This window comes from Pseudomonas sp. S3_E10, assembly GCF_054667615.1.
The window spans coordinates 5,178,830-5,205,666 of sequence record NZ_CP162743.1 but is presented as its reverse complement, the minus strand read 5'-3'; the positions used below and the strand labels follow the sequence as shown (position 1 = coordinate 5,205,666).

Below are 26,837 nucleotides of genomic sequence, written 5' to 3'. Positions count from 1 at the left end.
AAGCGCGTTACTACCAGCTCCCCGAAGCCCCGCCGCCGCCGCTGGAACCGCCACCACCAGAAGAGCTGTTGGAACTGCTGGAGCTCGAGCTGGAATCCGAGCTTGAGCTAGAGCTTGAGCTTGAATCCGAATCCGAACTCGACCCCGACCCGCCGCTGGTCTTGATGAAGATGAACAGCGCCGCAAACGAGGCGATGGGGAATGCAAACAGCCAGCTGTTGCGCCCTAGGTCCATCAGCGTTCCCGCCCCTACATACACCGCCACCGCCGCCAGCAACCGCGCGATAAAACCCGCGCGGCTTTGCTTCCAGGCCGCCCGCATGACCGCGAACAGCACCAGGTACAGCCCCAGCACCACCAACACACCCAGCGGATACGCCAGCCAATGGCTGAAATTGACCTCGGCGAACTGATGATTCACCACAACCAGGCCCAGGATGTAGGCCAGCAACCCGATGACGCCATAAAACACCGCGCGCGCCAGCCACAACGCGCCGAACGTCGCGCCGCCGATCAGCATGACCAGCGGCATCACCAGCAGGCACAAAAGCCATTCGCTACCACCGCCAAAAATCGCCAGCAACAGCGTAACCGCCACTGCGGCAATCAAGGCGCGGCGCCAATGCAGCTTGCCGGCGGCGAGCAGTACACCGCCGACGGCGCCCGCGATAAATGCCAGCAGCATCGCGATGATCTGGGGGTTTACCCCAGGTTTGGCGACCTCGGGCAAGTCGCCGCCGTCCACCAGCATGACCAGGTCATCGACGCCCTGGCTGATGCCGCCCGCATAGTCGCCCTGACGAAACGCCGGCTTGATGCGTTCTTCAATGATGCGGTGGGACAACAGGTCCGTGACGGTGCCTTCCAGGCCATAGCCCACTTCGATGCGCACCTTGCGATCATCCTTGATCACCAGCAGCAGAATGCCGTCGTCGACGTCCTTGCGCCCCAGTTTCCAGGCGCGGAACAGTTGGTTGGTGTACTCCTCGAGGTTCGCGTCGCCGAGGGTGGGCACCAGCAACACGGCCACTTGCGCGCCTTTGCGCTGCTCAAGGGCGGCGAGTTGGTCTGCCAGACGGGTGGTGGTGTCGGCATCCAGCGTGTTGGTCAGGTCAATCACCCGCTGGTCGAGCGCCACGCCAATGGGCGAAGAGCCAGCCTGGACGGTGCTAAACAGGCTGGCGCACGCCAGCACCAGCAGACTCAAGACAGATTGCCGCAACCACCGCATCATGTTTGTTACCTGAAGTGTCTTCCTGAAGGCGCCGACTGTAACCTATCAGCGCTATAACGCGTGACCCAAAGCGGTCGGCTATCTAAACTGCGCCACATCCAGCAATACGCCAATACGTCGAGATCACCATGGACTTACGCCACCGCAACAACGTCAACGTGATGGGCAACGGGACCTCGACCCTGGTGTTTTCCCATGGCTTTGGCTGCAACCAGGCCATGTGGAATTACCTGGCGCCCTCGTTCAAAGAGCGTTTTCGCGTGGTGATGTACGACTTGGTAGGCGCCGGTCTTTCCGACCTCAAGGCCTTCGATAAAACCAAGTACGGCGCGCTGGACGGTTATGCCCGCGACCTTAACGAGATCATCGACGCCTATGCCGAAGGCCCGGTGATTCTGGTGGGGCACTCGGTCAGCGCGATGATCGGTGCCCTTGCCGACCGCCTGGTGCCGGGACGTATCGCGGCGCATGTGATGATCGGCCCGTCGCCGCGCTATATCAATGCAGACGGCTACGTGGGCGGTTTCAAGCGCAGCGACATCGACGAACTGCTCGACACCCTCGACGGTAATTACCTCGGCTGGTCCAGCGCCATGGCCCCGGTGATCATGGGCGCGCCTGACCAGCCCGCGCTGGGCGTGCAGTTGACCGACAGCTTCTGCCGCACCGAACCGGACATCGCCAAGCAATTCGCGCGGGTGACCTTCCTGTCGGACAACCGCCAGGACGTGATCGGCCTGACCACGCCGGTGCTGATCCTGCAATCGAGCGACGACCTGATCGCCCCCATCGCCGTGGGTGAATACCTGCACAGCGTGTTGCCCAACAGCACCTATTGCCTGGTGGACAACGTCGGCCATTGCCCGCACATGAGCGCGCCGCAAGCCTGTGCGGCCGCCATGGCCGCTTTCCTCGCGCCCTGGATGGCCGCGCGTGTCGGCTGAAGTGTTCGACAGCGCCGCCTGCGCCCTGGCCGTCACCGCCGAGGACGGCACCATCCTGCAAGCCAATGCGCGCTTCAGCGATTGGCTGGGGTTCAGCCTCAGCGAGCTGTGCAGCCGGCGCTTCCAGGACCTGCTGACCATGGGCGGGCGGATTTTCCACCAGACCCACTTGGCGCCCATGCTGCGCATGCACGGCAGCGTGACCGAAGTGAAGCTGGACATGCTGCACCGCGACGGGCACAAGGTGACCGTGCTGCTCAACGGTAACAAGCGTGAACAGGCCGACGCCGTGGTGTACGACCTGGCGCTGTTCGGCACCACCGACCGCGACAAGTACGAGCGCGAACTGCTCAACGCACGCAACCTGGCCGAAGCCCTGCTGCAGGAAAAAACCGCCACCGAAGCTGCGCTGCATCAGGCCCAGGCCGAGCTGAAAGAGGCCTATGCCATCTCCCAGCGCCGCGCGCTGTTTGCCGAGCAGATGGTGGCGATTGTCAGCCATGACTTGAAGAACCCCCTCACGGCCATCCGCCTGGCCTCGGACTTTCTCAGCCGTGGCGAGCGCACCGCCAAGGAGCGCCAGTTGCTTGGGCAAATCGGCCTATCGTCCGAACGCGCCCAGCGCATGATCGCCGACCTGCTGGACTTCACCCAGGCCAGGGTCGGCCACGGCATCACCATCAAGGCGGCACCGTTGGCGCTGCATCAGGTGATTGCCCACGCGGTGGACGAACTGCGCGTGGCATTCCCCAAGGCGACGCTGGTGCATCACGCCGAAGGCCAGGGCGACGCCTGCCTGGACGCCGACCGCGTGCAGCAGATCATCGGCAACCTGGTGGCCAACAGCGTGGCCTATGGCGACCTGCAACGGCCGATCACCATCACCTCGCGGCTGGGTGGTGGCGCATGCGAGGTGGCCGTGCACAACGACGGCGCGGTGATTCCCGAAGCGCTGCTGGCGGTGCTGTTCGAGCCCATGACCCGGGGCACCGACCAGGGCAGTGAGGTGCGCAGTGTGGGGCTGGGCCTGTATATCGTGCGCGAATTGGCCAAGGTGCACGGCGGTGACGTGGCGGTACGCTCCTGTGCCACGGGCGGCACCACATTTACGGTGACGTTTCAGTACAAATAGGCGCTGCCCTGCATGATCGGTTCCACACTGCCGGTCAACACCACGCCGCCCTGCCCGTCCCACTGCACCGTGAGCGTGCCGCCGTCGCATAGCACCTGCACCGTGGCATCCAACAAGCCTCGGCGGATGCCATTGACCACCGCCGCGCAGCAACATGAGCCGGAACCCAGCGGCACACCGCCGCCTCGTTCCCAGATGCGCAGGCGGATCTGCCCACGGTCAAGCACCTGCACAAAATGCACGTTGGTCCTGGCCGGGAACAACGGGTGAGTTTCCAGGGCCGGGCCCGCGACTGCCACATCGACGGCGGCCATGTCGTGCACAAAATACGTGCAATGCGGGTTGCCCATGCTGCACGCCGCCGGGTCGCCTGCGATCGCCAAAGTGCGCGTGTCCATGGCCCCGGCCAGCGGCACGCTCGCCCAATCCAGTGAAGGTTCCCCCATGTTCACCGACACCCGGCGGCCCGACTCGCGCACGCAGGTCAGCAAGCCACGGTCGGTGCGCAGCACAATCGAATGGCTGCCGGTTTCATGCATCAAGCGCTCGGCCACGCCGCGGGTGGCGCTGCCACAGGCGGCCAGCGGTGTGCCGTCGGCGTTCCAGAATTTGACGCGCGCGGCGGCGTCTTCGCAGTCGAGCACCACCGCTAACTGATTGAAACCGATGCCGGTGTGGCGGTTGCCCAGGCGGCGGGCGATTGGCGCGGTGATCGGGTCGTCCTGGCCACGACGGTCGACGATGATGAAGTCGTCGCCATGGGCATGCATTTTTACGAACGGCAAGGGCATGGGCTGTCCTGGGATCGACCGGTGGGGAATGGGAGGATACCCTGAAGCCGCCCACTGACCTATCGAAGGATCGCAGCATGCTTATCGTCTTCAGCGGCCTGCCCGGCACCGGCAAAACCACGATTGCCCGCGAGTTGGCGTGCCGGATCGGTGCGGTTTACCTGCGCATCGATGTGATCGAACAAGCGCTGCGCGATGCCGGTATGTTGCCGGGCGCCAGCGGCTATGGGGTGGCGAATGCGCTGGCGCTGAGTAACTTGACGGTGGGGCATACCGTGATTGCCGACTGCGTGAACCCCGTGCGCGAAAGCCGCGCAGCCTTCACGGCAAGCGCAGCAGCGGCAGGCGTTGCGTTGCTCGATATCCAAGTGGTTTGCTCAGACGTCCAGGAACACCAACGCCGTGTCGAAACCCGGGTGAGCGACATTCCAGGGCACACGCCACCCACCTGGCAATCGGTAGTGGCCCATGAGTACGAGGACTGGGACGAGGCGCCAATGACCATCGACACCGCACACATCACATCAGCGCACGCCGTGGAAACCATCACCCGGCATTTGTCTTGTACTCAGAGCACACTCCCCATCGCCTTCATCAACACCAGGTCCCGCGCATAGATATCCGGCGCATACACCAGCCCACCCTCGCGGTCGACTTCGACCGTCCAATATCCCAACAACACCGGCACCGGCGTGGCCAGCCTGAATTCGTGGGTCACGCCGGTGGCCAGCAGTTCATCGGTGCGCGCGCGTTCGGCCGGGCTGACCAGCAGGTCGCGCAGCAGCAACGGTTGCTCGACCCGCACACAGCCGGAGCTGAACGCACGTGGGCCTTTGGTGAACAGGGGCTGGCTGGGGGTGTCGTGCAGGTACACCGAGTACGGGTTGGGGAAACGCATCACGATCTTGCCCAATGGGTTGCGCGGGCCGGCTTCCTGGCGCAGCAGGATATTGCCGGGGCGCGCCCAGTCGATCAACTCGGGCGCCAGCGGGTGGCCTTCGGCGTCGAGTACTTGCAGGTTTTGCTGGCGCAGGTATTCGGGGTTGAGGCGGATGGCCGGGAGTTTGTCCTCGCGCATGATGGTGGGCGGGATAGTCCAGGTAGGGTTGAGGGTCAGCCGGGTAATGCGCGATTTGAGCAACGGCGTCTGGCGTTCTGCTCGCCCCACCTGCAGACGGGTTTGCCACACGGGGATACCGCTCTGGTACACGCTCAGTTGCGCGGCGGCAACGTTGACCAACACGCCTTCGGGCTCCAGGTCCTGTGCCAGCCAGCGAAAACGTTCAAGGTTGATGCGCAGTTGTTCGCGGCGAATCGCCGGGCTGATATTGAGTTCTGCCACGGTGCCGGCACCGATCACGCCGTCCGATTGCAGCGAGTGGCTGAGCTGGAAAGCCTTGACCGCCGCGACCAGTTCGGCGCGGTATTGCCTGTCGCCGCCCTTGGGTTCGCTGGGCAAATAGCCGCCGCTGTAAAGCCGGCGCGCCAGTTCCGGTACGCGCGGGTCTTCCATGCCGGGGCGCAGTAACGGCCCGCTGCCGACCGGGTCCCAATGCGGCAGCGGTTGCTGGCGCACGCTGGCATAGGCGTTGCGCAGGCTGCGGTAAAGATCGGCGCTGGGGCGCGCCTGGTCGAAGGCTTGCGCCATGTCGTGCAGGCCGACGGCGGCAAGGGCCAGCACAGCGGCGTTGGGGTCGCCGGCGGGCGGCTGCGAATGCCACAGCGGTTCGAAGCGCGATTGCTGCAGGCGCCCGAAGTGCAAATCCTGCAGGGCCTGCAGGTAGTGCTGGCTGCTGCCGATATCGCTGCACAGCACGTTTTGCGTGGCGTGTGGCGCAGGCAGGCTATAGTGGGTGGGGTCCAGGCCATCATCGGCGAGCATCAGCAATTGCGTGTGCAGCGCTTGGCGGCGCGTCTCGTCTGACCACAACGGGACATCGCCTTGCTGCTGGTACAGGGCTTGCAAGCGTGCAAGCGCTGGCGCATCGAGATGCTGCGCCAGATCGGGACACACGCTGGGCAACTGCGCCAGGGCCTGTTGCACTGGCGCCAGGTCCAACGGCGCCGGCGTGCTGACCGGCAACGGCTGCACCGGCAGCGCTTCGGCTGTGGCGACCAATGGTGCAACGAGCAAGCAAATGCTCAAGTAACATGCGTGTTTTTTGAACAATGACTTTGCTCCAATCCACAGTGGGGAGTTGTACTGTAGATGCTGACTTTTATGTGCCGCCTCGGCGCGGTCGTCGTACTGGCTATATTGAGCAACTCTGCGCTCGCCGCCAACGGCAATCCTCCGTCCTTGTATAACAGCCTGGCGCGCTCGGCTCCAGAACTCAATCCCACTGTACTCAAAAGCGCCCTGAACGCCATGCAGTGCGCGGTCAGCAATGGTGAGGAACGCTCCGAGCGCCTGGCCGTGATTGATTACTCCCAGCCCTCGACCGCCCGTCGCCTATGGATCTTCGACCTGCGCAAGAAAACCCTCGTGCTGCGTGACCTGGTGGCCCACGGCGCCAAGTCCGGGGAAAACTTCGCCACCCAGTTCTCCAACCTCGAAGGCAGCCACCAATCCAGCCTGGGTTTGTTCCGCACCCAGGAAAGCTACCTGGGCACCCATGGTTATTCGCTGCGCATGGACGGCCTGGAGCCGGGGTTCAATGACCTGGCCCGCGACCGCGCCATCGTGATCCATGCCGCCGACTACGTAAGCCCGTTGTGGAGCAAGCGCGAAGGCCGTATCGGCCGCAGCCAGGGTTGCCCGGCGGTACGTCCGCAGGTGGCGCGCCAAGTGGTGGACAAACTCAAGGATGGGCAGTTCATGTTTTCGTGGTACCCCGACCAGCGCTGGTTGAAGTCCTCGACGTACCTCAATTGCAAACCCCAACAGGTGGCCAGTAGTCGTACAATCCGTGGCGGTTAGCCTGTCCCCACAGATAAAAGAGAGCTTCGAATGCTTCTACATCAATCGACCTGGATCGAGATCGGGCAATTCCTGGAGCGCAGCCGCACGGTGGTGATCCCCATTGGCTCCAACGAGCAGCACGGCCCCACCGGCCTGCTGGGCACCGACTGGATGTGCCCGGAAATCATCGCCCATGAGGCGCAAAAAAACGCCGACATCCTGATCGGCCCCACCTTCAATATCGGCATGGCCCAGCACCACCTGGGGTTTCCCGGCACCATCTCCCTGCGCCCGTCCACCTTTATTGCCGCGATTGGCGACTGGGTGCGCTCGCTGGCCGGGCATGGTTTCGACAAGATCCTGTTCCTCAACGGCCACGGCGGCAACATCGCGACGATTGAAGCGGCCTTTTCCGAGCTGTACGCCGAAGCCAGCTTCGCCCGCCGCCCGGCCGGGTTCGCATTGAAGTTGGTGAACTGGTGGGACCTGGACGGCGTCAACGAGTTGGCGCACCGCCAGTTCCCGGTGGGCCATGGCAGCCATGCCACGCCATCGGAAATTGCCGTGACGCAATGGGCCTACCCGGAGGCGATCAAGTCGGCCGACTATTCGCCACAAATCGCCAATACCGGGCCGATCCGCGAAGCCCTGGACTTCCGGGCGCGCTTCCCGGACGGGCGCATGGGCTCGGACCCGGCGCTGGCGACGGTGGAGAAAGGCGGTGAATTGGTGGCGTTGGCGGCCGGCGGCCTGGTCAAAGTAGTCGAAAACTTCAGCAACGAAGCACGACCTTAAGTCATACAAAAATCCACTGTGGGAGGGGGCTTGCTCCCTCCCACAGGATGGGTGTGTTACTTACAGTCCTGTGCGGCCAGTTCAAGCCGCGACGGCGTAATGGTCGATGCCAGCGGTTTGCGCTCATACAAAAACACCTTGGCGCCCTCTCCGGCCTTGTAGGCCTCCAGCACATCGTCGGCGGCGATCTTGCTGGTCAGCACCACCCTGGCATGACGCGAATTCTGCGTCACGGTGGAGGTGATGCCGTGTTTTTCCAGCTTGGGCAGCACGCACTGCATATAGGCTTCGGGGGCCTTGCTGGTTTGCAAGGTCAAGGTTGGCGTATTGGGGGCGGACACACAGCCGGTCATCAACAAGGCCGCAGCCGGTACGAAAAAAGCGCGCATGAACAAATCCTGGGTCGAAAAGATAAAGGCCAAAAAAATAAAAGCTCACATCAACTTGCGCGAACCAGCGCCTTGAGCGACGCATCGAACTGCTTCAAGGCATCGAGCTGCACATCGCGCTGCTGCTCGATCTGCGCGGCAATCTCCGGCGCGGCCTTGTCGCGTACCCACACCGACGCCACCTGCTTGTGCACCGAGCCTTCGGCCTTGGCGATGTATTGCAGATCGGCGTCATAGAACCGCGCAATAAACCGCGCCTCGACCTCGTCGTTACGCTGGGTCAGTAATTGGTTATAGGTATCGAGCATCACCACCACGTCAGGATGAGCTTGCACAAGAGCATCCAGCGTGTCGTAGACAGTGACGGACGCAAAGGTTCCCTGCAGCGAGTTCATTAACCAATCAATCGCCAGTTCCGGGTCGGAGCTGTTGATGAATGCCTGGCGGATACGCCCGTCGAGGGCATCCTTGGCGCCATTCATAGCCATGGCGTGGTAGCGTTCGAGGTAGCTGAGGTTGTCGCGCGTATTGTCGCTCAACAACACACCCACCGATTGCGCGTGCTGCAAGGAGTTTACGCCAGTGCCGATAGGTAGCAAATGGCCTGTACGCAGATCACCGGCCATGGCCGCGTTGTTCAGCGCCACAGTGCCCAGCATCAGGGCCATCAAAGCCCATTGAATAATCGTCCTCATCGCGCATTTCCTTGAACAGCGTTTCGATGGGGCGATTTTGCGCTTTTCCGGCAAAAACAGAACTTGCGTTACGTGATGGTGACTATTATCTGAAGCGATAGTGTCACGACAAAACCTATAAGGACTTGCCATGAAGCCCCACCAGAAAACCTTCGACCGCATCCGCGAAGCCGTCTTGCCGGAGTACCGTGACCGCGTCGCCGATTACCTGATCGAGTACGAACAGGTGCTGCTGGACGCAGCGGCAGACGCGGACCAGGTCAACGCCAACGCCCAGCAACTGCGCGGTTACCTGCGCGGCTTGAACACCACGCGGGTGCTGGGCATGGCCGATTGGGAAGACCTGGACCGGCGGGTGGAGCACATCACCGCAAAGGCTACAGCGCCGGACGTGGCTGATTGACCCACTCTTGTACCGAGGGCCGCTGCCATTGCCGCTCGGCGTATTTCACCAGCTCAGGCGGCACCTCGTCGCCATTGAGGATCAGGCGGTTGAGCATCACGGCCAGGTCCACATCGGCAATCGACCACGCGCCAAACAGGTACGGCGGGTTGCCCGCCAACAATGCCTGCGCCGCATTGATCAACTTGCGCGCGGCCGCTTGAGTCTCAGCCGACAGCGGCGGTTTCTTCTGCCCGCAGAACACCACCAGCGTGGAGCGTTCCTGGCGGATCGGCAGCAGATCGCTGCGCAACCACGCCTGCACCTGGCGCGCCCTCGCCCGTTGCTTGGGGTCGGCCGGGTACACCGCTGTTTCCGGGTAGACCGCTTCCAGGTACTCGGTGATCGCCGAAGACTCCGACAACGCGAAGTCGCCTTCTATCAGGGTCGGGACGCGCTGGGTCACAGACAGTCGGGCGTAGTCGGGGGTCTGGTTTTGCGCAGCGTCCAGGTCCAGGGTGACCAGATCGAAGGCCAGGCCCTTTTCCCGCAGGGTGACGAACACTGACATCGCGTAAGGGCTGGTAAACAACGAATCCACATAAAGGCGCAACGGGCTCTGGCTCATGGGCAATCTCCTTGAATGAGCCCTCACGCTACGAGATGTTCGCGGATAAAGACAATGCAGGGTTTTTATGGGGGCATTCCTGCTGGGAATAGCGCACTAGCCGGCAAACCCGCCTGCCGCGAGAAAGGCCTGCTCCGCGGGGGTGGAGACCCTGGCCAAGACCTCGTTGCGATGAGGAAACCGTGCGAAGCGCTCAATGATGTTGGCGTGCTCCTTGGCCCAGTGATACGTGTTTTTATCCAGATGCCGGTTCAGTTCCAGCGAACGCTGCTGGTCGCTGGGAGATTCCGAGTGTTCGAACGGCAAATAACAGAACGCGCGTAAAGACGGTTCGATCTGTTGATCCAGGCCGGCTCCCACCATGCGATGGGCATATAGCCGCGCCAGCGGGTCGGTGGCGAACATATGCGCCGTGCCGCGAAACGCATTGCGCGGGTACTGGTCGAGCAGGATCAACAAGGCCAACGCGCCTTCGGCTGAGCCCAACCAGCTTTCCAGCTCACGCCGGGCGGCTTGCAGGTGAGTGGCGTAGAAGGTATCGCGAAAGCTGGCGTCGAAGGCATCGTCCTTGGCGAACCAGCGTTTGGGGCCGGCGTTTTTCCAGAAATCGATGACGGATTGCACAGTCTGCATGCTAGGTCCTCTGACAGCGGATGGGCTGACGGTAGCAGAATCCTGGCCGGGCGAAAGCCAAATGGCGACACCTCGCGCCGATTAATGTTATAGGATAACGCCCTCTTTCCGCCCTGCCCTGCGACCTTTTCCATGACTGACGCTGCCCCTCTGCGCCAACGCCTGCTCAGCATCGACGCCCTGCGCGGCCTGGTGATCCTGTTCATGCTGCTCGACCACGTGCGCGAAACCTTCCTGCTGCACCGCCAGGTCGGCGACCCCATGAGCATCGACACCACCGAACCCGCGCTGTTTATCAGCCGCACCCTTGCCCACCTGTGCGCGCCGGTGTTCGTGCTGCTCACCGGGCTGTCGGCGTTTTTATACGGCCAGAAATACCAGGGCCGGCGCGACGTGTCGGCGTTCCTGTTCAAGCGCGGGTTGTTTCTGGTGGTGCTGGAATTCACCTTGGTCAACTTCGCCTGGACCTTCCAACTGCCGCCCAGCGTGGTCTACATGCAGGTGATCTGGGCGATCGGCGTGAGCATGCTCGCCCTCGCCGCCTTGGTCTGGTTGCCGCGCCCGCTCTTGATCGCGCTGGCGCTGGTGATCATCGGCGGGCACAACCTGTTGGATGGGCTGCACTTCACGCCCGGTTCGCCGGCGCAAACGTTGTGGTCGATCCTGCATGAACGCAGTTGGATTCAAGCGTCCGATACCCTGCGCCTGCGCATTACCTACCCGGTGCTGCCGTGGATCGGGGTGATCGCCCTGGGCTATGGCATCGGCCCTTGGTTTGCCAACGGCATGCCGCCGGCGTTGCGCCAGCGCTACCTGTTAGTGGGTGGGGTGAGCGCGCTGGTGGGCTTTGTGCTGGTGCGCGCGGCGAACGGGTATGGCGAGAAACCTTGGCAGGCCTACGAAAGCGGCGTGCAGACGTTGATGAGCTTTTTCAATGTAACCAAGTACCCGCCTTCGCTACTGTTTCTGGCATTGACGCTGGGGGTTGGGTTGTTGCTGTTGCTGGCGTTGGAACGCGCGGGGCATCGACGTTGGATCGGCGTGTTGGCGGTGTTTGGTTCCGTACCGATGTTCTTTTACCTGCTGCATCTTTATGTGCTCAAAGTGCTGTATATCGCCTGCGTTGCGTTGTTTGGGCTTAACCACGGCAACTACTTTGGGTTTGATGGCATGGGCGCCGTGTGGCTCGCGGCGTTGCTGCTGCCGCTGGCACTGTACGCGCCCGTGCGTTGGTTCGCCGGGCTGAAAGCACGGCGACGGGACCTGGCCTGGCTCAAATACCTCTGACGCGATAGGGACTGAATGTGGGAGGGGGCTTGCCCCCTCCCACATTTGGATTGCATTCGACTCGCCAATCAAGCCAGTTCAGCTCGCAGTTGCCGGGCGGCCGCCACCATATGAATCAACGCCGCCTCCGTCTCCGGCCAAGCCCGTGTCTTCAACCCGCAATCGGGGTTAACCCACAACCGCTCGGCCGGAATGCGTTTGGCTGCCTTGCGCAGCAGGCCGGCCATTTGCGAGGCATCCGGTACCCGTGGCGAGTGGATGTCATAGACGCCCGGGCCGATGTCATTCGGGTAAGCGAAGGCTTCGAACGCGTCCAGCAGTTCCATGTCCGAGCGCGAGGTTTCGAGGGTGATCACGTCGGCATCCATCGCCGCGATGGACTCGATCACATCGTTGAACTCGCTGTAGCACATGTGCGTGTGGATCTGGGTTTCATCACGCACACCGCAGGCGCACAGGCGGAACACTTCGGTGGCCCAGTCCAGGTAATGCCGCCACTGCGCCTGGCGCAACGGCAGGCCTTCGCGGAATGCGGCCTCGTCGATCTGTACGATCTTGATACCCGCCGCTTCCAGGTCCAGCACTTCGTCGCCAATGGCCAAGGCCAACTGGCGAGCCTGCACTTCGAGGCTCACGTCTTCACGTGCGAAGGACCACATCAGCATGGTCACCGGGCCGGTCAGCATGCCTTTCATCACCTTGCTGGTCAGGCCTTGGGCATAACGGATCCACTCCACAGTCATGGCCTTCGGGCGGCTCAAGTCGCCGACAATCACCGCCGGTTTCACGCAGCGCGAACCGTAGCTTTGCACCCAGCCGAAGCGCGTGAACACGTAGCCCTCCAGTTGCTCGGCGAAGTACTCGACCATGTCGTTACGTTCGGCCTCACCGTGCACCAGCACATCCAGCCCGAGGTTTTCCTGCACCTGTACGGCGTGCTTGATCTCGCTGTGCATGGCTTCGACGTAGTCGGCTTCACTCAACTTGCCGGCCTTGTAAGACTGACGCGCCAGACGGATCGATGCGGTTTGCGGGAACGAACCGATGGTGGTGGTCGGGAACAGTGGCAAGTTGAGGCCGGCGCGCTGTTTGTCGATACGCTGGGCAAACAGCGACTGGCGTTGGCTGTGCTTGGCGCTGATGGCTGCAACACGCGCTTGTACGGCGGGTTTGTGAATACGCGGTGATGCGGCGCGGGCGGCGTGCACGGCGCGGCTGTCAGCCAGGGCCGCGCGTACGTCGGGGGCTTCGGGCCGGCTGACCGCCTGGGCCAGCACCGCCACTTCGGCGCACTTTTGCACGGCGAAGGCCAGCCAGCTTTTCAACTCGTCGTCCAACTGGTCTTCACGGCCCAGGTCCACCGGGCTGTGCAGCAGCGAACAAGACGGCGCCACCCACAGGCGCTCGCCGAGTTTTTCATGAGCATGCTGCAAGGTCGCCAGGGCCTGTTCCAAGTCGCAACGCCACACGTTACGACCATTGACCACCCCCAGGGACAACACCTTGTAAGCAGGCAGACGATCAAGAATGGTCGGGTATTGATCCGCGGCGCGCACCAGGTCGATATGCAGGCCATCGACCGGCAGGTTGGCGGCCAGGCCGAGGTTTTCTTCCAGCCCACCGAAATAGGTGGCCACCAGTTTTTTCAGCGGGTCGCGCTGGATCAGGTTGTAGGCGCGCTCAAAGGCGTTTTTCCATGCCTGCGGCAGGTCGAGTACCAGGATCGGCTCGTCGATCTGCACCCATTCCACACCCAGCTCGGCCAGGCGCTGGAAGATCTGGCCGTATAGCGGCAGCAGGCGCTCCAGCAGGTCGAGTTTGTCGAAGTCGGCGCCCTTGGCCTTGCCCAACCACAGGTACGTCAGCGGGCCGATGATCACCGGCTTGACGCTGTGGCCCAGCTCACGGGCTTCCTGCACTTCCTCGAAGAGTTGGTCCCAACCCAGGTGGAACTGCTGGTCGGCGCTGAATTCCGGCACCAGATAGTGATAGTTGGTATCGAACCACTTGGTCATTTCCTGGGCGTGGGCACCACCGCAGCAACTGTCGCTGACGCCACGCGCCATGCCGAACAGCGTGTGCAAGGTGACATGGCCGTCAGCCGGGCGGAAACGCTCGGGGATCACGCCAAACATCAGCGAATGCGTGAGTACCTGGTCGTACCAGGCGAAGTCACCGGCGGGCAACAGCTCAATACCGGCCTGCTTCTGCAGATCCCAATGGGCCTTGCGCAAGTCACGGCCCACGGCGCGCAGGCCGGCTTCGTCAAGTTCGCCCTTCCAAAACGCTTCCTGCGCTTTTTTCAGTTCACGATCGCGTCCAATACGCGGAAATCCAAGGGAATGAGCGACTGCCATGACTGATAACTCCACTGCCAATATTCAATGGCAGCCATTGTCGGCGGGCGACGATAGTGAGACAAACTCATTTTATTTTAGATCATCACGAGTTTTGCTCATGTACGCAGACAAGCCTGTTTGGCCGGAAAGCGTGCTCCCACTGGATCGCGCAGCAGCTCAAAATCACTTACTCACTGACTGAAACCTGTGTAAAGCCTCAGTCAATCAAGCCATGCGCGTCATAAAACGGATACGGGCCCGGGTAGTCCCCGAACACGCCGTTGTGGCTGATCAGCCCCTGTTGCGCGTCCCAGCGATGCAACAGATACCCCGCCGGTTCCAGGTTGAAATGCGCGGGTGCCGCTGCCTGCAAATCCAGCACGATCTGATGGGACGTGCCGGGGCACACACAGCTGAGGCTGCCACCGAAGCGTCGCTGCATCGGTCGGTGCAGGTGCCCGCATAACAGGCGTTCTACTTGGGGGTGCCGGGCGACGACGGCTTCCAGGGCGGTGGCATTGATAAAGGGTTCGCGGTCCATATGGCCGATGCCGCTGATAAAGGGCGGATGGTGCAGGATCAGCAAGGTCGGCACATCAGGGCGCAACGCCAACTGTGCGTCGAGCCACTGCACTTGGCTGTCGAGTAACTGGCCACCATGGCCGCCGGGAATGGTGGAATCCAAACCGATCAGCCGCAGCGGGTGCGCGTCCACCACCCAATCCAACGGGCCGTCGGCCGAACGCGGCAAATAGGCGTGGTCACTGAATGCATCCAACAGCGGCCCACGGCTGTCATGGTTGCCCGGCACCAGGTAGCACGGCATGTGCAGGCGCGCGAGTTGCGGGTGCAGTACGGCGTATTCATCGGCGCGGCCGAAGTCCACCAGGTCGCCGCTGACCACCACGATATCCGGCCGCGGCCGGCTGGCGTTCAGATGGTCGATGGCGCGGCGCAGGGCGCCCAGGGTATCCACAACCCCATAGGTGAGGCGCTGGCCGGCTTTAAGGTGCAGGTCACTGATGTGGGCGACTAGAAACGGACGATTCACAGGCAAATTCTCACGCATTGAGGGTGAACAATGTATGCGGCGCAATTGCCAGGGCCATCGGCGCGCCGACGCTGTACAGGTGGTTGTCGCTGCTGTCGACCAGCAGCGGTTGTGGGCCGCCGACGTCGACCAGCAAACGGCTGTGCGCGCCCTGGAAAAACTGCGCGAGCAGATGCCCGTGCAGATGCCCTTCGTGTTCCATCACCCGCAGGTGTTCGGGGCGGCAGTACACGGTACTGGGCACATGAGCCTTGTGCCACGGCAACTCGCCGCCGCAGACTTTCAAACCGTGAACGGAGGGTTCGATGACTTCAAAGGCGTTCAGGTTGCCGACGAAACCGGCGACGAAGGCATTCGCCGGTTGCTGGTAGATCTCCCGTGGGCTGGCCAGTTGCGCGATGCGGCCGTGCTCCATCACCAGGATGCGATCACCGAGGGCCATGGCTTCGCCCTGGTCATGGGTGACAAATACCGACGTGATGCCGAGGCCGCGCAGCAGTTCATTCAGCTCACTGCGCAGGCGCTCACGCAGTTGCGCATCGAGGGCGGCCAGCGGTTCATCCAGCAACAGCACTTTGGGGCGCGGCGCCAGGGCGCGGGCGAGTGCCACGCGTTGGCGCTGGCCGCCGGACAACTCGTGGATGCTGCGCGCGCCGTGGTCCTGCAGCCCCACCAGTTCCAGCAACTCGTCGCAGCGCTTGTTGCGCTCCAGCGGCGACATACCGCGAACCTTCAAGCCATAAACGATATTCCCCGCCACATCCAGGTTGGGAAACAACGCGTAGTTCTGGAACACCATGCCCACGTCGCGACGCTCGATGGGCAGGCGCGTCACATCCCGGTCACCGAACAGCACCTGGCCAACGTCCGGGCGCTCCAGACCGGCGATCAGGCGCAAGGTGGTGGTTTTGCCACAGCCGGACGGGCCGAGAATCGCCAGGGTTTCGCCGCCTTCGACGGTCAAATTCATGGCATGCACGGCCACGGTGCCGTCGGCGAATGCCTTGCGACAGCCCTGCAGGCGAATAGTGATAGCGGTCATCGACGCTCTCCACGGGATAAACGGGCACTGATGGCCTGCAATGCAATCAGCAGCGGCACGATCATCAGCAAAAAGATCAGGGTGTAGGCACTGGCGATTTCCAGGCGTGCCGAGGCATAGCTGTCGGCCAGGCCGACCGGCAGGGTTTTGGTCATCGGTGTGTGCAACATCCAGGTCAGGTTGAATTCACCCAGGGACAGGGTGACCACCATCAGCACCCCCGCCAGAATCCCCGCCCGGCAGTTGGGCACCACCACGCTGAAAAAGCGCTTGATAGGGCCGGCGCCAAGGCTGGCCGCCGCCTCTTCCAGCACCGGCAGTTGCTGGCGCTGCATCACCGCCATTACCGGGCGTACCAAAAATGGCAGGGTGAACAGCACATGACCGACCAGGATGAACAGCCAACTGCTGCGAAACGCGCCGAACTGGCCGTAGGTGAGCAGCAAGGCCAGCGCACTGGCCAGGCCCGGCATCGCCACCGGCAGCACCATCAGTTCCTCGAAGGCGCGGCTGAAGCGGTTGTTCATGCGCACCAGGGCGTAAGCCGCCGGTACGCCGACCACACACACGCACACTGCGCAGGCCACGGCCAGTTGCAGCGACAGCCACACGGTTGGCGAATAGGCCTGCCATACCTGCACCAGCCAATCGAACGTGAGGCCACTGGACAGGCCGACAAAGAAGTTGCGTGTAAGCCCCGCCAGCAACGACATCAACACCGGCACCAACATGAAAGCGCACACCAGCAAGGTAAACAGCAGTTGCACAACAAACAGTGATGAGCGCTTCACAGGACCGTCCCCGCGTTTTTCACCAGGCGCCGCGTGAGCAGCAACACCGCCCAGGTCACCGCGCCCAGTACCACCGACAACGCAGCGGCGACGGCAAAGTTGGCGTAATTGGTGAATACGTTGTAGATCGCCACGGGAGTGACGTTCAGCCGCGTGCCCAAGGTAAAGGCCGTGCCGAAGGCGCCCATCGACGTGGCAAAACAGATCGCCCCGCACGACGCCAGCGCCGGCGCCAGGCCGGGTACGATCACGTCGCACACCACGCGCCAGTGCCCGGCGCCCAACGAATGCGCGGCTTCTTCCAGGCTGCGGTCAAGGCTTTCGCAGGCGGCCATTACCGTGAGAATCACCCGTGGGATCGAGAAGTACAGATAACCCACGAACAACCCGGCCAACGAGTAGGCGAAGATCCACCGCTCACCGGCCAGGTGCAGGCCCAGAGACGCCAGCAGGCCCTGGCGCCCCGCCAACAGAATCACCAGAAAGCCCACCACCACGCCGGGAAACGCCAGCGGAAACGTGAGCAACGCCACCAGCGCCGAACGCCCGAAAAACCGCTGCCGCGCGAGGAACACCCCACTGATACCGCCCACCAGCAAGGCCGCGCCCGTGACGACCATCGCCAGCACGCAGGTTTGCACCAGGCTGCCCACGTACTGTGCGCTGCTGAGCACTTGCCAATAGCCGCTGCCATTGCTGTCACGGCTTTCGCTGCCCAGCACGATCAAGTGCGCAAGCGGCAACAGCCAGAACGCCAACAGCACCGCAAACGCCGGGGCCAGGGCCCAGGCGGCGTGTCGTGCGGATGTGGCCACTTACTTGACCTCGTTCAGGTAACGGGCGGCGAAGGCTTCCTGCACGGCGGCCATTTTCTGGTAGTCCACCACGCCGGCGCGGGCGTAGTCGCTGTCCGGCAGGAATTGCGCGGCGACTTCGGCTGGTATCGGCACCGGGCGTACCGGTCGCAGGTACGCCTTGGCCCACAATGCCTGGCCGGCGTCGGACAACACAAAGTCCAGTACCTTCTCGCCATTGGCGCGGTGCGGCGCGTTGGCAACCAGGCTCATGACATACGGCACGCTGATGCTGCCTTCCCTGGGGATCACGAAGTCGACGTGAGCGTTGTCTTTGTAGCGTGCGCGGTAGGCGTTGAAGTCGTAGTCCACCAGAATCGGCAACTCACCGGACAGCACCCGCGCATAGGCGGTTTGCTTGGGCACGATGGGGGCGTTTTGCGCCAGTTTCTGGAAGTAGTCGATGGCCGGGGTGAAGTTGTCCAGGTCGCCGCCCAGGGCGCGGTTGATCGCCACCGCCGACACGTAGCCGACGAACGCGCTGGACGGGTCGAGGTAACCGACCATGCCTTTGTATTCGGGCTTGAGCAGGTCAGCCCAGCTTTGCGGTACGGGCAAGCCGCCCAGGGCATCGACGTTGACCATGATGCCCAAGGTGCCGGAGTGGATCGCAAACCACTGCCCCGCCGGGTCTTTCAAACCGGAGGGGATCTGCTCCCAGCCTTTGGGTGTGTAGCCATCGACCACGCCGGCTTTTTGCGCCTGCAGGCCGAAGGTCACGCCGTAGTACACCACGTCGGCCACCGGCGCGGCTTTTTCCGCCACCAGTTGCGCCAGGGACTGGCCGGAGTTCTTGTTGTCCAGCGGCACTTGCACGCCGGTATCGGCGGCAATGGCCTTGAGTTGGGTGCCCCAGTCGGCCCAGTCCGGCGGGCAGTTGTAGCAAATCGCGGTGTCGGCGGCCTGGGCCAGGCTGGCCATGCCACACAGCAGCACGGCGGCCAGGGTTTTACGGAATGCGCGCATCAAGGGACTCCTCATGGGGTTGGCTGCTTTCGCCCGGCCGGATATGGCAAGGCAGACAATGGGAAATCGGGGCGTTGCCGGCGATCTGCGCCAGCAATTGGTCAATCACTGTGCTGGCGAGCAGCGCGATGGGCTGCACCACGCTGCACAGGGTCGGGTGCGTCTGGGTGCCGAGGGATATGCCGTCAAAGCCCATCACCGACAGTTGCTGGGGCACGTGCCAGGCGTTGCGACGCAACTCGGCGATCAGGCTGATGGCCAGGAAATCGTTGGAGCACAGCAGCGCGGTGGGCGCCTCGGGGCCTTCGAGGTACGGCTGGATGGCGACGAATTCAGCCTGAGTGTGGGCCGGCATTTCGATCACCGGGCGGCTCTTGAGGCCGAACGCTTGCATGGCGTCGCAATACCCGGCGTAACGCAGGCGCGCACGGTCGGACTGCAACGCGGGGCCGGCGACCATGCTGACGCGCCGGTGCCCTGCTTCCAGCAGATACCGCGTGGCCATGGCCATGCCGGCGCGGTTGTCCACCGACACGGCGCTGTAGTTGGGGTTGCTCGGTTGGTGATAGGCCAGCACGAACGGGGTTTTCTCGGTATTGAGGCTGCTGAGCACGCTGTTGCTCTCGGCATCGGTGACGGTCAGCACCAGGCCGTCGACGCGCTGGCGTAGCAGTTCTTCGACCACGCTGCACTCGCGCTCGGCGCTGTAGTCGGTGGTCGCCAACACCAGGCTGTAGCCGCGCAACCGCGCCGCGCGCTCCATGGCCTGGAACTGTTCGGCGAACACTGGGTTGAGCAGGTTTGGGACGACCACGCCGATCAGGTTGGTGGTTTGCAGGCGCAGCTGGCGGCCCAGCAGGTTGGGACGAAAACCCAGCTCACGGGCGGCGGCAAACACCTGTTCACGGGTGCTCATGCGCACCTGCTCAGGGGAGGCAAAGGTACGCGCGGCGGTGGCGCGGGATACCCCAGCCAGGCGTGCAACGTCTTTCAGGTCAGTCATTGTCACTCGCTTGAGATCGATCTCATTGGCCAGGACAGTAACGGGGCAATATGGCAGGACGGTGGTAGAGAGATGACGGTTTGATGTCAATGTAACTGATGCACAGAGAATCAATTGTGGGAGGGGGCTTGCTCCCTCCCACACTGGACCGGTGTACATCCATGGATAGTCATACTCGAGGACTATGCTGGGAGACCGGGTGCGCAAAATCCGCCGGCTAACCTTTCGATCCTGACCAAGTGCGGGCACAATGCGTGTCCTTTTTTGGCAGGCACCGCCGCAGGCTCTCAAAAATGATCAAAACGCCGTACTACCTCATCGATAAACAGAAGCTTCTGGTCAACATGCAGAAGATTGCTTACGTGCGCGAACAGTCCGGCGCCAAGGCTCTGCTGGCGCTCAAGTGCTTTGCCACCTGGTCGGTGTTCGACCTGATGCAGCAATACATGGACGGCACCACGTCGTCGTCGCTGTATGAGCTCAAGCTCGGTCGCCAGAAATTCGAAGGCGAGGCCCACGCCTACAGCGTGGCCTGGGCCGACGATGAAATCGAAGAGATGCTGGAGAACTGCGACAAGATCATCTTCAACTCGATCAGCCAGTTGCAGCGTTTCGCCGAACGCAGCGAAGGCAAGACCCGTGGCCTGCGTGTGAACCCGCAGGTGAGCAGTTCCGATTACCTGCTGGCCGACCCGGCGCGCCCATTCAGCCGCCTGGGCGAATGGGACCCGGTGAAGATCGAAGGCGTGATCGAACAGATCTCCGGCTTCATGTTCCATAACAACTGCGAGAACGGCGATTTCAGCCTGTTCGACAAGATGCTCGGCACCATCGAGGAACGCTTCGGTGAACTGCTGCACAAGGTCAAGTGGGTCAGCCTCGGCGGCGGCATCCACTTCACCGGCGAAGGCTACGCGCTGGACGCGTTCTGCGCGCGCTTGAAGGCGTTCTCCGAAAAGTACGGCGTGCAGGTCTACCTGGAACCCGGCGAAGCGGCGATCACCAACAGCGCCTCGCTGGAAGTCACCGTGCTCGACACGCTCTACAACGGCAAAAACCTCGCCGTGGTCGACAGCTCCATCGAGGCCCACCTGTTGGACCTGCTGATCTACCGCCTCAACGCCAAGCTGGCACCCAGCGCGGGTGAACACACCGTCATGGTGTGCGGCAAATCGTGCCTGGCCGGGGACATCTTCGGCGAATATCAATTTGATCGTCCGCTGGCCATCGGCGATCGGCTGTCGTTCATCGACACCGCGGGCTATACCATGGTCAAGAAAAACTGGTTCAACGGCCTGAAAATGCCGTCCATCGTAGTGAAACAACTCGACGGTACAGTCGAAGTGGTTCGTGAATTTGGTTACGACGACTACCTGTCCAGCCTTTCGTAAGCTGGCGGATATTAGGAGAGTAAAAGCAATTGAAAAAGAACGTTCTTATCATTGGTGCAGGAGGTGTCGCCAAGGTGGTGGCCCACAAGTGCGCGCAGCACAACGACGAACTCGGTCGTATTGCTATCGCGTCGCGCAACATCTCCAAATGCCAGGCCATCATCGACAGCGTCAAGGCCAAGGGTAGCCTCAAGGTGCCCGCCGATATCCAAGCCTTCGCGCTGAACGCCCTGGACGTGGAAGCGACCAAGGCTCTGATCCGCGAGACCGAATCGCAGATCGTCATCAACGTAGGTTCCGCGTTCCTGAACATGTCGGTCCTGCGTGCCTGCATCGACACCGGCGTTGCGTACCTCGACACCGCCATCCACGAAGAGCCAGGCAAGGTCTGCGAGACCCCGCCGTGGTACGGCAACTACGAATGGAACCACCTGGAAGAATGCAAACAGAAGAACATCACCGCCATCCTCGGCGTGGGCTTCGACCCGGGTGTCGTCAACGCGTATGCCGCGCTGGCGCAGCAACAGCATTTCGACCGCATTGATTCGATCGACATTCTCGACGTCAATGCCGGCTCCCATGGCAAATACTTCGCCACCAATTTCGATCCGGAAATCAACTTCCGCGAATTCACCGGGCAGGTGTGGAGCTGGCAGAACAGCCAGTGGACCAGCAACACCATGTTCGAAGTCAAACGCACCGACGACCTGCCGGTCGTCGGTCCGCAGAACCTCTACCTCACCGGCCATGACGAAGTGCACTCGCTGTCGAAAAACCTCGACGTGCCGAACGTGCGCTTCTGGATGAGCTTCGGCGAACACTACATCAACGTGTTCACCGTACTGAAAAACCTCGGCCTGCTCTCCGAAAAGCCGGTCAAGACCGCCGAAGGCCTGGAAGTGGTGCCGCTGAAAGTGGTCAAGGCCGTGCTGCCCGACCCGTCGTCGCTCGCCCCTGGCTACACCGGCAAAACCTGCATCGGCGACCTGGTCAAAGGCACCAAGGATGGCCAGCCACGTGAGTTGTTTATCTACAACGTGGCCTGCCATGAAGAAGCCTTTGCCGAGACCGACAGCCAGGGCATCTCCTACACCGCCGGCGTTCCACCGGTGGCCGCAGCGCTGCTGGTTGCCCGTGGAGAGTGGGATGTGAAACACATGGCCAACGTCGAGGAACTGCCGGCTGAGCCGTTCCTGAAGGCGCTGGACGTGATGGGCTTGCCGACTCGCATCAAGGACGAGAAAGGTGATCGGGCCTGGGATGCGATTGCCTGATAGGCGATAGCTGACCGAACAAAAGAATGCGCCCGAAGGGGCGCATTTTTTGTTTGGGCTCACATAAATCCCAAAGAACAATGAAAATCCAAATGTGGGAGGGGGCTTGCTCCCGATAGCAGTGTGTCAGTCAATACATTTGTCACTGATCCACAGCTATCGGGAGCAAGCCCCCTCCCACAGGGATAGCACTTCGCCCCGAACTCTCAGAGTTTTCCCACGACTGTTTCAGGTTGCCGCCCGGAACTTCGCTGACTAACCTCTTCCCCCGTCGCTGCCAATTCAGCGACCGGATTTGACCGTCCGGCCTTGTTAACGAACTGCTACGCCCTGCACCTATCCCAGGCGTTTTTTTTGTGCCTGAGGTATCGTGTCGCGGCAGTTGTGCGCGGGATACCTTCGGGTATGCCGGGTTCGTTGACAACCGGTCGGTCAACCCGCGTACAGCTGCCACCCTCTTCGTTTGACCGCGAACGCTGGCGGCTCCACTTGTCGACGGAGTTCCACCATGATTAAAGACACCCCAAATCCCCCAGATAAACTCTTCACCGTACGCCCTAACTTGGGCACCGAAACCCTGCTGGTCAACGCATCCCAGGATCTATCCTCCATCACCGACATCGCCACCCACCTGGCCTTTGAAATCGAGGGTGCACAACGCAATGTGGCGCTGGGCATCTGCCGTATGCTGGAAGGTGTGCAACTGCTGGTGGACAAAGCACTGGATGACGCCCATCCAGCCGCATGACACCCGATGATCGTTCCCACGCTCTGCGTGGGAACGATCTCAACCCACTCAAAACACCGACCACCCAATCCGCTCACTCAACAATTCCAACGCCCTGATCCCCGCCAGCGAGTTCCCCGCCGCGTTCAGCTCCGGCGACCACACGCACACGGTGAATTGCCCCGGCACCACCGCGACAATCCCGCCGCCCACGCCGCTCTTGCCCGGCAACCCTACGCGATAGGCAAAATTGCCCGCCTCGTCGTACAGCCCGCTGGTGGCCATGATCGAGTTGACTTGCTTGGTCTGGCGCGCGGTCAAGATCTGTTCTCCGCTGTGGGCGCTGGTGCCTTCGTTGGCGAGGAAGCTGAACGCCTTGGCCAGGTCCAGGCAGCTCATCTGCAGCGCGCAGTAGTTGAAGTAGCTGTGCAGCACCGCGTCGACGTCGTTGTGGAAGTTACCGAAGGACTTCATCAAATACGCCATGGCCGCGTTGCGCGCGCCATGTTGGGCTTCGGAGTCGGCGACCACGCTATTGACCAGGATCTGCGGGTTGCCGGACAGGCGCCTTACAAAGTCGCGCATCGACAGAATCGGCACGGCGAAGCGCGATTGATTGATGTCGCAGATCACCAGCGCACCGGCGTTGATGAACGGGTTGCGCGGGCGGCCGCGTTCGAATTCCAGCTGCACCAGGGAGTTGAACGGTTGCCCCGACGGTTCATGCCCCAGGCGCTCCCAAATGGTTTCGCCGCCATGGTCGATGGCCTGCACCAGGCTGAACACCTTGGAAATGCTCTGCACCGAGAACAGCGTATCGGCATCACCGGCGCGGAAGGCCGAGCCGTCGTTGCCGTACACGGCGATGCCGAGTTGGTTGGCGGGCACGTCGGCCAGTGCGGGAATGTAGTCGGCGACTTTACCGAGGCCGATCAGTGGGCGCACTTCGTCGAGGATCGACTCCAGCAGCGCCTGCATGTCTTGTCCTGTCATCTGTCTTTGAGTCAGTGGAAAGCGGGGCGCGCAGGATACTTCAATGGGCGTGCAAGCCCCACACAATCTAAGCTGCATTCTCGGATCGTTTGCCAGCAGGGCCGCCGATGGTGGTGTGCGCCTTCAAAAATGCGCCACATCCGACACCCGCTCATCCAGCACATCCCGCGCCAGCGCCCACGCCTGGTCTTTGGACTCCACCACCAGCAACGGATACCCCCAGGCCTTGCCGACCATCACCGCAAACGGTTTGAGCGCCAGGCGCTTGGCCGCGCTGGGTTCCACCTGGATCATGCCCTTGACGAACGTGCGCAGCGCCTCGCGGTGTTTCTTCATCCAGATCGAGGCTTGCTTGCGCTGCTCATGGGAATGTTCGTGATTGCTTTCGTCCACGGCTTTTTCATGCAGCAGCAGGAAGGATTGCCGCCGTGCCAGCAGGGTTTCAAAGAGTCGGAAGGCATCCTCCGGCCCGTCTTGGCTCGGCGCATCGAAGACGATTTTCACCACCGGGAACGTTGTACTGTCTAGTCGCATGGCACAGCTCCTTAATGAGAGTAGATCTCAATATTAAGGCCGCAACCACTGGACGGCATTGCACAGAATAGCCAGACTGTTTCGCAATCCGGCCAGCCTGCGAGCCCCACCATGAAGCACCGCCGTCTCGACCTGCTCGACCCGCTGATGGCCAAGGACGCCGACCTGCTCCCCCGAGCCGTGGTGGCCGTGGGCGCCACCAGCACGTCGGACTCCTGGGAACATGCCCAGCACACCCACCGCAAGGGCCAGTTGATGTATACCCTGCGTGGGGTCATCCACTGTGAAATCGAAGCGGGAATCTGGATCGTGCCGCCCCAGTGCGCACTGTGGATTCCCGGCGGCACGCCCCATTCGGCGCGCGGCTCAGGCGAAGCGCACGTGTATTGCCTGCTGATCGAGCCCAGCGCCGCCCAGGCCCTCGCTCCGCGCTGCTGCACCCTGGCGGTATCGAGCCTGCTGCATGAATTGATCAGCAAGGCCGTGAGCTTCCCGCAGTTGTATGACGAGGCCGGCCCCCAAGGTCGCCTGATCAATACGTTGCTGGATGAACTGGCCGCCGCGCCGGTCGAAGCCCTGCACCTGCCCATGCCCCAGGACGCACGCTTGCGCCGCCTGGCAAACAGCCTGCTGGCCGATCCCACCGACAAAGCCACCCTGGGCCAGTGGGCCGTGCGCATCGGCATGAGCGAACGCAGCATGACACGCCTGTTGCTGGAGGAGCTGGGCCTGAGTGTCGGCCGTTGGCGCCGGCAGCTGCATGTGATCCTGTCCCTGCAACGGCTGGCCAAGGGTGAGAGTGTGCAGCGGGTGGCGCTGGACCTGGGTTATGAAAACGCCAGCGGCTTCATCACCATGTTCCGCAAGGCGGTGGGCCAGCCGCCGGCGCGCTACCTGGCGGAACGTGCGGGGGTGCTCAGCGCGAGCGTCCAGACCATTGCGCTGAAAGACGCCCACTGACTTCATCGAAATGCGCAAAAAAGCGACCTAAGCTCAGGCCTAAAGATTATTTATCTAAAGGTTTTTAGAACCTTATGCTTGGCCAAATTTCGTTGAACATCGAGCGTGCCATGTCCATACCTCGTCCCCTCGCTGCTGTCTTCGGGTTGCTGGCCTTGTCTGTCGCCGTGAGCGCGCAGGCCCAGGAAACCCTGCGCATCGGCTATCAAAAATCCTCCACCCTCATCACTCTGCTGAAAACCCAGGGCACCCTGGAAAAAGCCCTCAAGGCCGACAACATTGACGTGAGTTGGCACGAATTCCCCAGTGGCCTGCCGCTGCTCGAAGCGCTGAACGTGGGCAACGTGGACATCAGCGCCGACGTGGCCGACACCGTGCCGATTTTCGCCCAGGCCGCCCAGGCCAAGCTCACCTACTTTGCCCAGGAAGCGCCCTCGCCTTCGGCCCAGGCCATCGTGGTGCGCAAAGACTCGCCGATCGAGCAATTGGCGGATTTGAAAGGCAAGAAAATCGCAGTGACCAAGGCGGCCGGCACCCACTACCTGCTCATCGCCGCGCTGAATAAAGCCGGGCTGGCCTTCGCGGATATCGAACCGGCGTACCTGTCTCCCGCCGACGGCCGCGCTGCCTTCGAAAACAACAAGGTCGACGCCTGGGTCACCTGGGAGCCCTTCCTCACCAGCGTTCAGCGGCAACTGCCCACGCGCACCCTGGCCGATGGCGCGGGGCTGGCGAGTTACAAGCGCTATTACCTCACGGGCACGCCTTACGCCACGGCGCATCCGCAGGTATTGAAGGTGGTGTATGCGCAGCTGGAGCAGGCCGGGCAATGGGTTAAAACCCATCCCCAGGAGGCGGCGAAAGTGCTGGGGCCGTTGTGGGGCAACCTGGATGTGGCCACGGTGGAAGCGGCGAACACGCACCGCAGTTATCAGGTGCAGCCGGTGACGGTGGACCAGTTGGGGGAACAGCAGAAGATTGCCGATGCGTTCTTCAGGGCGGGGTTGTTGCCCAGAGCCGTGGATGCCAAGGATGTGCAGACGTGGAAGCCTTGAGACCGAACGCGGTTAGAAAATGTGGGAGGGAGCCCCCTCCCACAG

28 protein-coding genes are annotated in these 26,837 nt (G+C 62.2%); 12 read left to right on the top strand and 16 right to left on the bottom strand.

Annotation, left to right across the window (positions count from 1 at the left end):
• Positions 1-10 precede the first annotated feature (10 nt).
• Positions 11-1,234 (bottom strand): TPM domain-containing protein, encoded by a 1,224-nt coding sequence (locus AB4N98_RS23915; protein WP_460148953.1) that lies wholly within the window; start codon positions 1,232-1,234, stop codon positions 11-13.
• A gap of 128 nt (positions 1,235-1,362) precedes the next feature.
• Between AB4N98_RS23915 and AB4N98_RS23910 the strand changes: the two genes are divergently transcribed.
• On the top strand, positions 1,363-2,178 hold the full coding sequence (locus tag AB4N98_RS23910; protein ID WP_065878727.1) for an alpha/beta fold hydrolase: 816 nt from the start codon (positions 1,363-1,365) through the stop codon (positions 2,176-2,178).
• Complete coding sequence (locus AB4N98_RS23905; RefSeq protein ID WP_065878725.1) at positions 2,168-3,310, top strand: PAS domain-containing sensor histidine kinase; 1,143 nt, start codon at positions 2,168-2,170, stop codon at positions 3,308-3,310. The genes AB4N98_RS23910 and AB4N98_RS23905 overlap by 11 nt, the downstream gene beginning before the upstream one ends.
• Here the strand turns inward: AB4N98_RS23905 and dapF are convergent.
• Positions 3,298-4,101: a diaminopimelate epimerase gene (gene dapF, locus AB4N98_RS23900; protein ID WP_017527289.1), complete on the bottom strand. Its 804-nt coding sequence runs from the start codon at positions 4,099-4,101 to the stop codon at positions 3,298-3,300. The genes AB4N98_RS23905 and dapF overlap by 13 nt on opposite strands.
• Positions 4,102-4,178: 77 nt before the next feature.
• Between dapF and AB4N98_RS23895 the strand changes: the two genes are divergently transcribed.
• Positions 4,179-4,718, top strand: a complete 540-nt coding sequence (locus tag AB4N98_RS23895) for a P-loop nucleotide/nucleoside kinase family protein (protein ID WP_017527288.1) — start codon at positions 4,179-4,181, stop codon at positions 4,716-4,718.
• On the opposite strand, the gene AB4N98_RS23890 is transcribed toward AB4N98_RS23895, so the two are convergent.
• Complete coding sequence (locus tag AB4N98_RS23890) at positions 4,670-6,271, bottom strand: L,D-transpeptidase family protein (RefSeq protein WP_065878724.1); 1,602 nt, start codon at positions 6,269-6,271, stop codon at positions 4,670-4,672. The genes AB4N98_RS23895 and AB4N98_RS23890 overlap by 49 nt on opposite strands.
• Before the next feature lie 39 nt (positions 6,272-6,310).
• Between AB4N98_RS23890 and AB4N98_RS23885 the strand changes: the two genes are divergently transcribed.
• Together AB4N98_RS23885 and AB4N98_RS23880 are read left to right on the top strand one after the other, a co-directional pair.
• On the top strand, positions 6,311-7,021 hold the full coding sequence (locus tag AB4N98_RS23885; RefSeq protein ID WP_017527286.1) for a murein L,D-transpeptidase catalytic domain family protein: 711 nt from the start codon (positions 6,311-6,313) through the stop codon (positions 7,019-7,021).
• A gap of 30 nt (positions 7,022-7,051) precedes the next feature.
• Positions 7,052-7,798, top strand: coding sequence for a creatininase family protein (locus AB4N98_RS23880; RefSeq protein ID WP_017527285.1), 747 nt, complete (start codon positions 7,052-7,054; stop codon positions 7,796-7,798).
• A 56-nt stretch (positions 7,799-7,854) separates the two neighbouring features.
• Here AB4N98_RS23880 and AB4N98_RS23875 read toward each other — a convergent pair whose 3' ends face one another.
• Complete coding sequence (locus AB4N98_RS23875) at positions 7,855-8,187, bottom strand: hypothetical protein (RefSeq protein ID WP_026067221.1); 333 nt, start codon at positions 8,185-8,187, stop codon at positions 7,855-7,857.
• 50 nt (positions 8,188-8,237) lie between these two features.
• Positions 8,238-8,882 carry an ATPase gene (locus tag AB4N98_RS23870; RefSeq protein WP_460148952.1) on the bottom strand — a complete coding sequence of 215 codons (645 nt, stop codon included), beginning with the start codon at positions 8,880-8,882 and terminating at the stop codon, positions 8,238-8,240.
• A 130-nt stretch (positions 8,883-9,012) separates the two neighbouring features.
• On the opposite strand from AB4N98_RS23870, the gene AB4N98_RS23865 reads away from it, so the two are divergent.
• A complete protein-coding gene (locus tag AB4N98_RS23865) occupies positions 9,013-9,285 on the top strand; it encodes a hypothetical protein (RefSeq protein ID WP_065878721.1) in 273 nt (90 codons plus the stop codon).
• Here AB4N98_RS23865 and yfcF read toward each other — a convergent pair.
• Together yfcF and AB4N98_RS23855 are read right to left on the bottom strand one after the other, a co-directional pair.
• Positions 9,260-9,892 carry a glutathione transferase gene (yfcF, locus tag AB4N98_RS23860; RefSeq protein ID WP_068935785.1) on the bottom strand — a complete coding sequence of 211 codons (633 nt, stop codon included), beginning with the start codon at positions 9,890-9,892 and terminating at the stop codon, positions 9,260-9,262. The two genes, AB4N98_RS23865 and yfcF, sit on opposite strands and share 26 nt — an antisense overlap.
• 96 nt (positions 9,893-9,988) lie before the next feature.
• Positions 9,989-10,525 carry a DUF924 family protein gene (locus AB4N98_RS23855; protein WP_065878717.1) on the bottom strand — a complete coding sequence of 179 codons (537 nt, stop codon included), beginning with the start codon at positions 10,523-10,525 and terminating at the stop codon, positions 9,989-9,991.
• Between the two features lie 132 nt (positions 10,526-10,657).
• On the opposite strand from AB4N98_RS23855, the gene AB4N98_RS23850 reads away from it, so the two are divergent.
• Positions 10,658-11,812, top strand: a complete 1,155-nt coding sequence (locus tag AB4N98_RS23850; protein WP_065878714.1) for a DUF1624 domain-containing protein — start codon at positions 10,658-10,660, stop codon at positions 11,810-11,812.
• A gap of 68 nt (positions 11,813-11,880) precedes the next feature.
• Here AB4N98_RS23850 and metE read toward each other — a convergent pair whose 3' ends face one another.
• The 7 genes from metE to AB4N98_RS23815 all read right to left on the bottom strand — a co-directional run bounded on the left by metE (position 11,881) and on the right by AB4N98_RS23815 (position 19,858).
• Positions 11,881-14,169 (bottom strand): 5-methyltetrahydropteroyltriglutamate--homocysteine S-methyltransferase, encoded by a 2,289-nt coding sequence (gene metE, locus AB4N98_RS23845; protein ID WP_137219749.1) that lies wholly within the window; start codon positions 14,167-14,169, stop codon positions 11,881-11,883.
• Between the two features lie 199 nt (positions 14,170-14,368).
• Positions 14,369-15,202: a phosphodiesterase gene (locus AB4N98_RS23840; RefSeq protein ID WP_026067220.1), complete on the bottom strand. Its 834-nt coding sequence runs from the start codon at positions 15,200-15,202 to the stop codon at positions 14,369-14,371.
• A 10-nt stretch (positions 15,203-15,212) separates the two neighbouring features.
• Complete coding sequence (locus AB4N98_RS23835) at positions 15,213-16,244, bottom strand: ABC transporter ATP-binding protein (RefSeq protein WP_017527276.1); 1,032 nt, start codon at positions 16,242-16,244, stop codon at positions 15,213-15,215.
• Positions 16,241-17,035, bottom strand: coding sequence for an ABC transporter permease (locus AB4N98_RS23830; protein ID WP_017527275.1), 795 nt, complete (start codon positions 17,033-17,035; stop codon positions 16,241-16,243). Before AB4N98_RS23830 ends, AB4N98_RS23835 begins: the two co-directional genes overlap by 4 nt.
• Entirely contained in the window at positions 17,032-17,850 is an 819-nt protein-coding gene (locus tag AB4N98_RS23825) for an ABC transporter permease (RefSeq protein WP_065878707.1), read from the bottom strand. Before AB4N98_RS23825 ends, AB4N98_RS23830 begins: the two co-directional genes overlap by 4 nt.
• Positions 17,851-18,855 (bottom strand): ABC transporter substrate-binding protein, encoded by a 1,005-nt coding sequence (locus AB4N98_RS23820; protein ID WP_017527273.1) that lies wholly within the window; start codon positions 18,853-18,855, stop codon positions 17,851-17,853.
• On the bottom strand, positions 18,839-19,858 hold the full coding sequence (locus AB4N98_RS23815; protein ID WP_017527272.1) for a LacI family DNA-binding transcriptional regulator: 1,020 nt from the start codon (positions 19,856-19,858) through the stop codon (positions 18,839-18,841). Before AB4N98_RS23815 ends, AB4N98_RS23820 begins: the two co-directional genes overlap by 17 nt.
• A gap of 293 nt (positions 19,859-20,151) precedes the next feature.
• Here AB4N98_RS23815 and AB4N98_RS23810 point away from each other — a divergent pair, with 293 nt between their 5' ends.
• The 3 genes from AB4N98_RS23810 to AB4N98_RS23800 all read left to right on the top strand — a co-directional run bounded on the left by AB4N98_RS23810 (position 20,152) and on the right by AB4N98_RS23800 (position 23,271).
• Complete coding sequence (locus AB4N98_RS23810; protein ID WP_017527271.1) at positions 20,152-21,249, top strand: carboxynorspermidine decarboxylase; 1,098 nt, start codon at positions 20,152-20,154, stop codon at positions 21,247-21,249.
• Between the two features lie 29 nt (positions 21,250-21,278).
• The gene (locus AB4N98_RS23805; protein ID WP_017527270.1) at positions 21,279-22,523 is read left to right on the top strand and encodes a saccharopine dehydrogenase family protein; all 1,245 of its coding nucleotides are present in this window, start codon (positions 21,279-21,281) and stop codon (positions 22,521-22,523) included.
• Between the two features lie 508 nt (positions 22,524-23,031).
• The gene (locus AB4N98_RS23800) at positions 23,032-23,271 is read left to right on the top strand and encodes a DUF6124 family protein (protein WP_017527269.1); all 240 of its coding nucleotides are present in this window, start codon (positions 23,032-23,034) and stop codon (positions 23,269-23,271) included.
• Between the two features lie 48 nt (positions 23,272-23,319).
• Here AB4N98_RS23800 and glsB read toward each other — a convergent pair whose 3' ends face one another.
• Both glsB and AB4N98_RS23790 read right to left on the bottom strand, forming a co-directional pair.
• Entirely contained in the window at positions 23,320-24,228 is a 909-nt protein-coding gene (gene glsB / locus AB4N98_RS23795) for a glutaminase B (RefSeq protein WP_017527268.1), read from the bottom strand.
• A gap of 138 nt (positions 24,229-24,366) precedes the next feature.
• Positions 24,367-24,777: a hypothetical protein gene (locus tag AB4N98_RS23790; RefSeq protein ID WP_065878705.1), complete on the bottom strand. Its 411-nt coding sequence runs from the start codon at positions 24,775-24,777 to the stop codon at positions 24,367-24,369.
• 111 nt (positions 24,778-24,888) lie between these two features.
• Between AB4N98_RS23790 and AB4N98_RS23785 the strand changes: the two genes are divergently transcribed.
• A complete protein-coding gene (locus AB4N98_RS23785) occupies positions 24,889-25,737 on the top strand; it encodes an AraC family transcriptional regulator (protein ID WP_017527266.1) in 849 nt (282 codons plus the stop codon).
• A gap of 110 nt (positions 25,738-25,847) precedes the next feature.
• Positions 25,848-26,792, top strand: a complete 945-nt coding sequence (locus tag AB4N98_RS23780; protein ID WP_065878824.1) for an aliphatic sulfonate ABC transporter substrate-binding protein — start codon at positions 25,848-25,850, stop codon at positions 26,790-26,792.
• The last annotated feature ends 45 nt before the right edge of the window (positions 26,793-26,837 follow it).

What these genes read in the sequence shown, in the direction of transcription:
- AB4N98_RS23915 (WP_460148953.1), bottom strand. Translation starts at nt 1,234, where the DNA reads ATGATGCGGTGGTTGCGGCAATCTGTCTTGAGTCTGCTGGTGCTGGCG.
- AB4N98_RS23910 (WP_065878727.1), top strand. Translation starts at nt 1,363, where the DNA reads ATGGACTTACGCCACCGCAACAACGTCAACGTGATGGGCAACGGGACC.
- dapF (WP_017527289.1), bottom strand. Translation starts at nt 4,101, where the DNA reads ATGCCCTTGCCGTTCGTAAAAATGCATGCCCATGGCGACGACTTCATC.
- AB4N98_RS23895 (WP_017527288.1), top strand. Translation starts at nt 4,179, where the DNA reads ATGCTTATCGTCTTCAGCGGCCTGCCCGGCACCGGCAAAACCACGATT.
- AB4N98_RS23885 (WP_017527286.1), top strand. Translation starts at nt 6,311, where the DNA reads ATGCTGACTTTTATGTGCCGCCTCGGCGCGGTCGTCGTACTGGCTATA.
- AB4N98_RS23880 (WP_017527285.1), top strand. Translation starts at nt 7,052, where the DNA reads ATGCTTCTACATCAATCGACCTGGATCGAGATCGGGCAATTCCTGGAG.
- AB4N98_RS23875 (WP_026067221.1), bottom strand. Translation starts at nt 8,187, where the DNA reads ATGCGCGCTTTTTTCGTACCGGCTGCGGCCTTGTTGATGACCGGCTGT.
- AB4N98_RS23870 (WP_460148952.1), bottom strand. Translation starts at nt 8,882, where the DNA reads ATGAGGACGATTATTCAATGGGCTTTGATGGCCCTGATGCTGGGCACT.
- AB4N98_RS23865 (WP_065878721.1), top strand. Translation starts at nt 9,013, where the DNA reads ATGAAGCCCCACCAGAAAACCTTCGACCGCATCCGCGAAGCCGTCTTG.
- yfcF (WP_068935785.1), bottom strand. Translation starts at nt 9,892, where the DNA reads ATGAGCCAGAGCCCGTTGCGCCTTTATGTGGATTCGTTGTTTACCAGC.
- AB4N98_RS23855 (WP_065878717.1), bottom strand. Translation starts at nt 10,525, where the DNA reads ATGCAGACTGTGCAATCCGTCATCGATTTCTGGAAAAACGCCGGCCCC.
- AB4N98_RS23850 (WP_065878714.1), top strand. Translation starts at nt 10,658, where the DNA reads ATGACTGACGCTGCCCCTCTGCGCCAACGCCTGCTCAGCATCGACGCC.
- metE (WP_137219749.1), bottom strand. Translation starts at nt 14,169, where the DNA reads ATGGCAGTCGCTCATTCCCTTGGATTTCCGCGTATTGGACGCGATCGT.
- AB4N98_RS23835 (WP_017527276.1), bottom strand. Translation starts at nt 16,244, where the DNA reads ATGACCGCTATCACTATTCGCCTGCAGGGCTGTCGCAAGGCATTCGCC.
- AB4N98_RS23820 (WP_017527273.1), bottom strand. Translation starts at nt 18,855, where the DNA reads ATGCGCGCATTCCGTAAAACCCTGGCCGCCGTGCTGCTGTGTGGCATG.
- AB4N98_RS23815 (WP_017527272.1), bottom strand. Translation starts at nt 19,858, where the DNA reads ATGACTGACCTGAAAGACGTTGCACGCCTGGCTGGGGTATCCCGCGCC.
- AB4N98_RS23810 (WP_017527271.1), top strand. Translation starts at nt 20,152, where the DNA reads ATGATCAAAACGCCGTACTACCTCATCGATAAACAGAAGCTTCTGGTC.
- AB4N98_RS23800 (WP_017527269.1), top strand. Translation starts at nt 23,032, where the DNA reads ATGATTAAAGACACCCCAAATCCCCCAGATAAACTCTTCACCGTACGC.
- glsB (WP_017527268.1), bottom strand. Translation starts at nt 24,228, where the DNA reads ATGCAGGCGCTGCTGGAGTCGATCCTCGACGAAGTGCGCCCACTGATC.
- AB4N98_RS23790 (WP_065878705.1), bottom strand. Translation starts at nt 24,777, where the DNA reads ATGCGACTAGACAGTACAACGTTCCCGGTGGTGAAAATCGTCTTCGAT.
- AB4N98_RS23785 (WP_017527266.1), top strand. Translation starts at nt 24,889, where the DNA reads ATGAAGCACCGCCGTCTCGACCTGCTCGACCCGCTGATGGCCAAGGAC.
- AB4N98_RS23780 (WP_065878824.1), top strand. Translation starts at nt 25,848, where the DNA reads ATGTCCATACCTCGTCCCCTCGCTGCTGTCTTCGGGTTGCTGGCCTTG.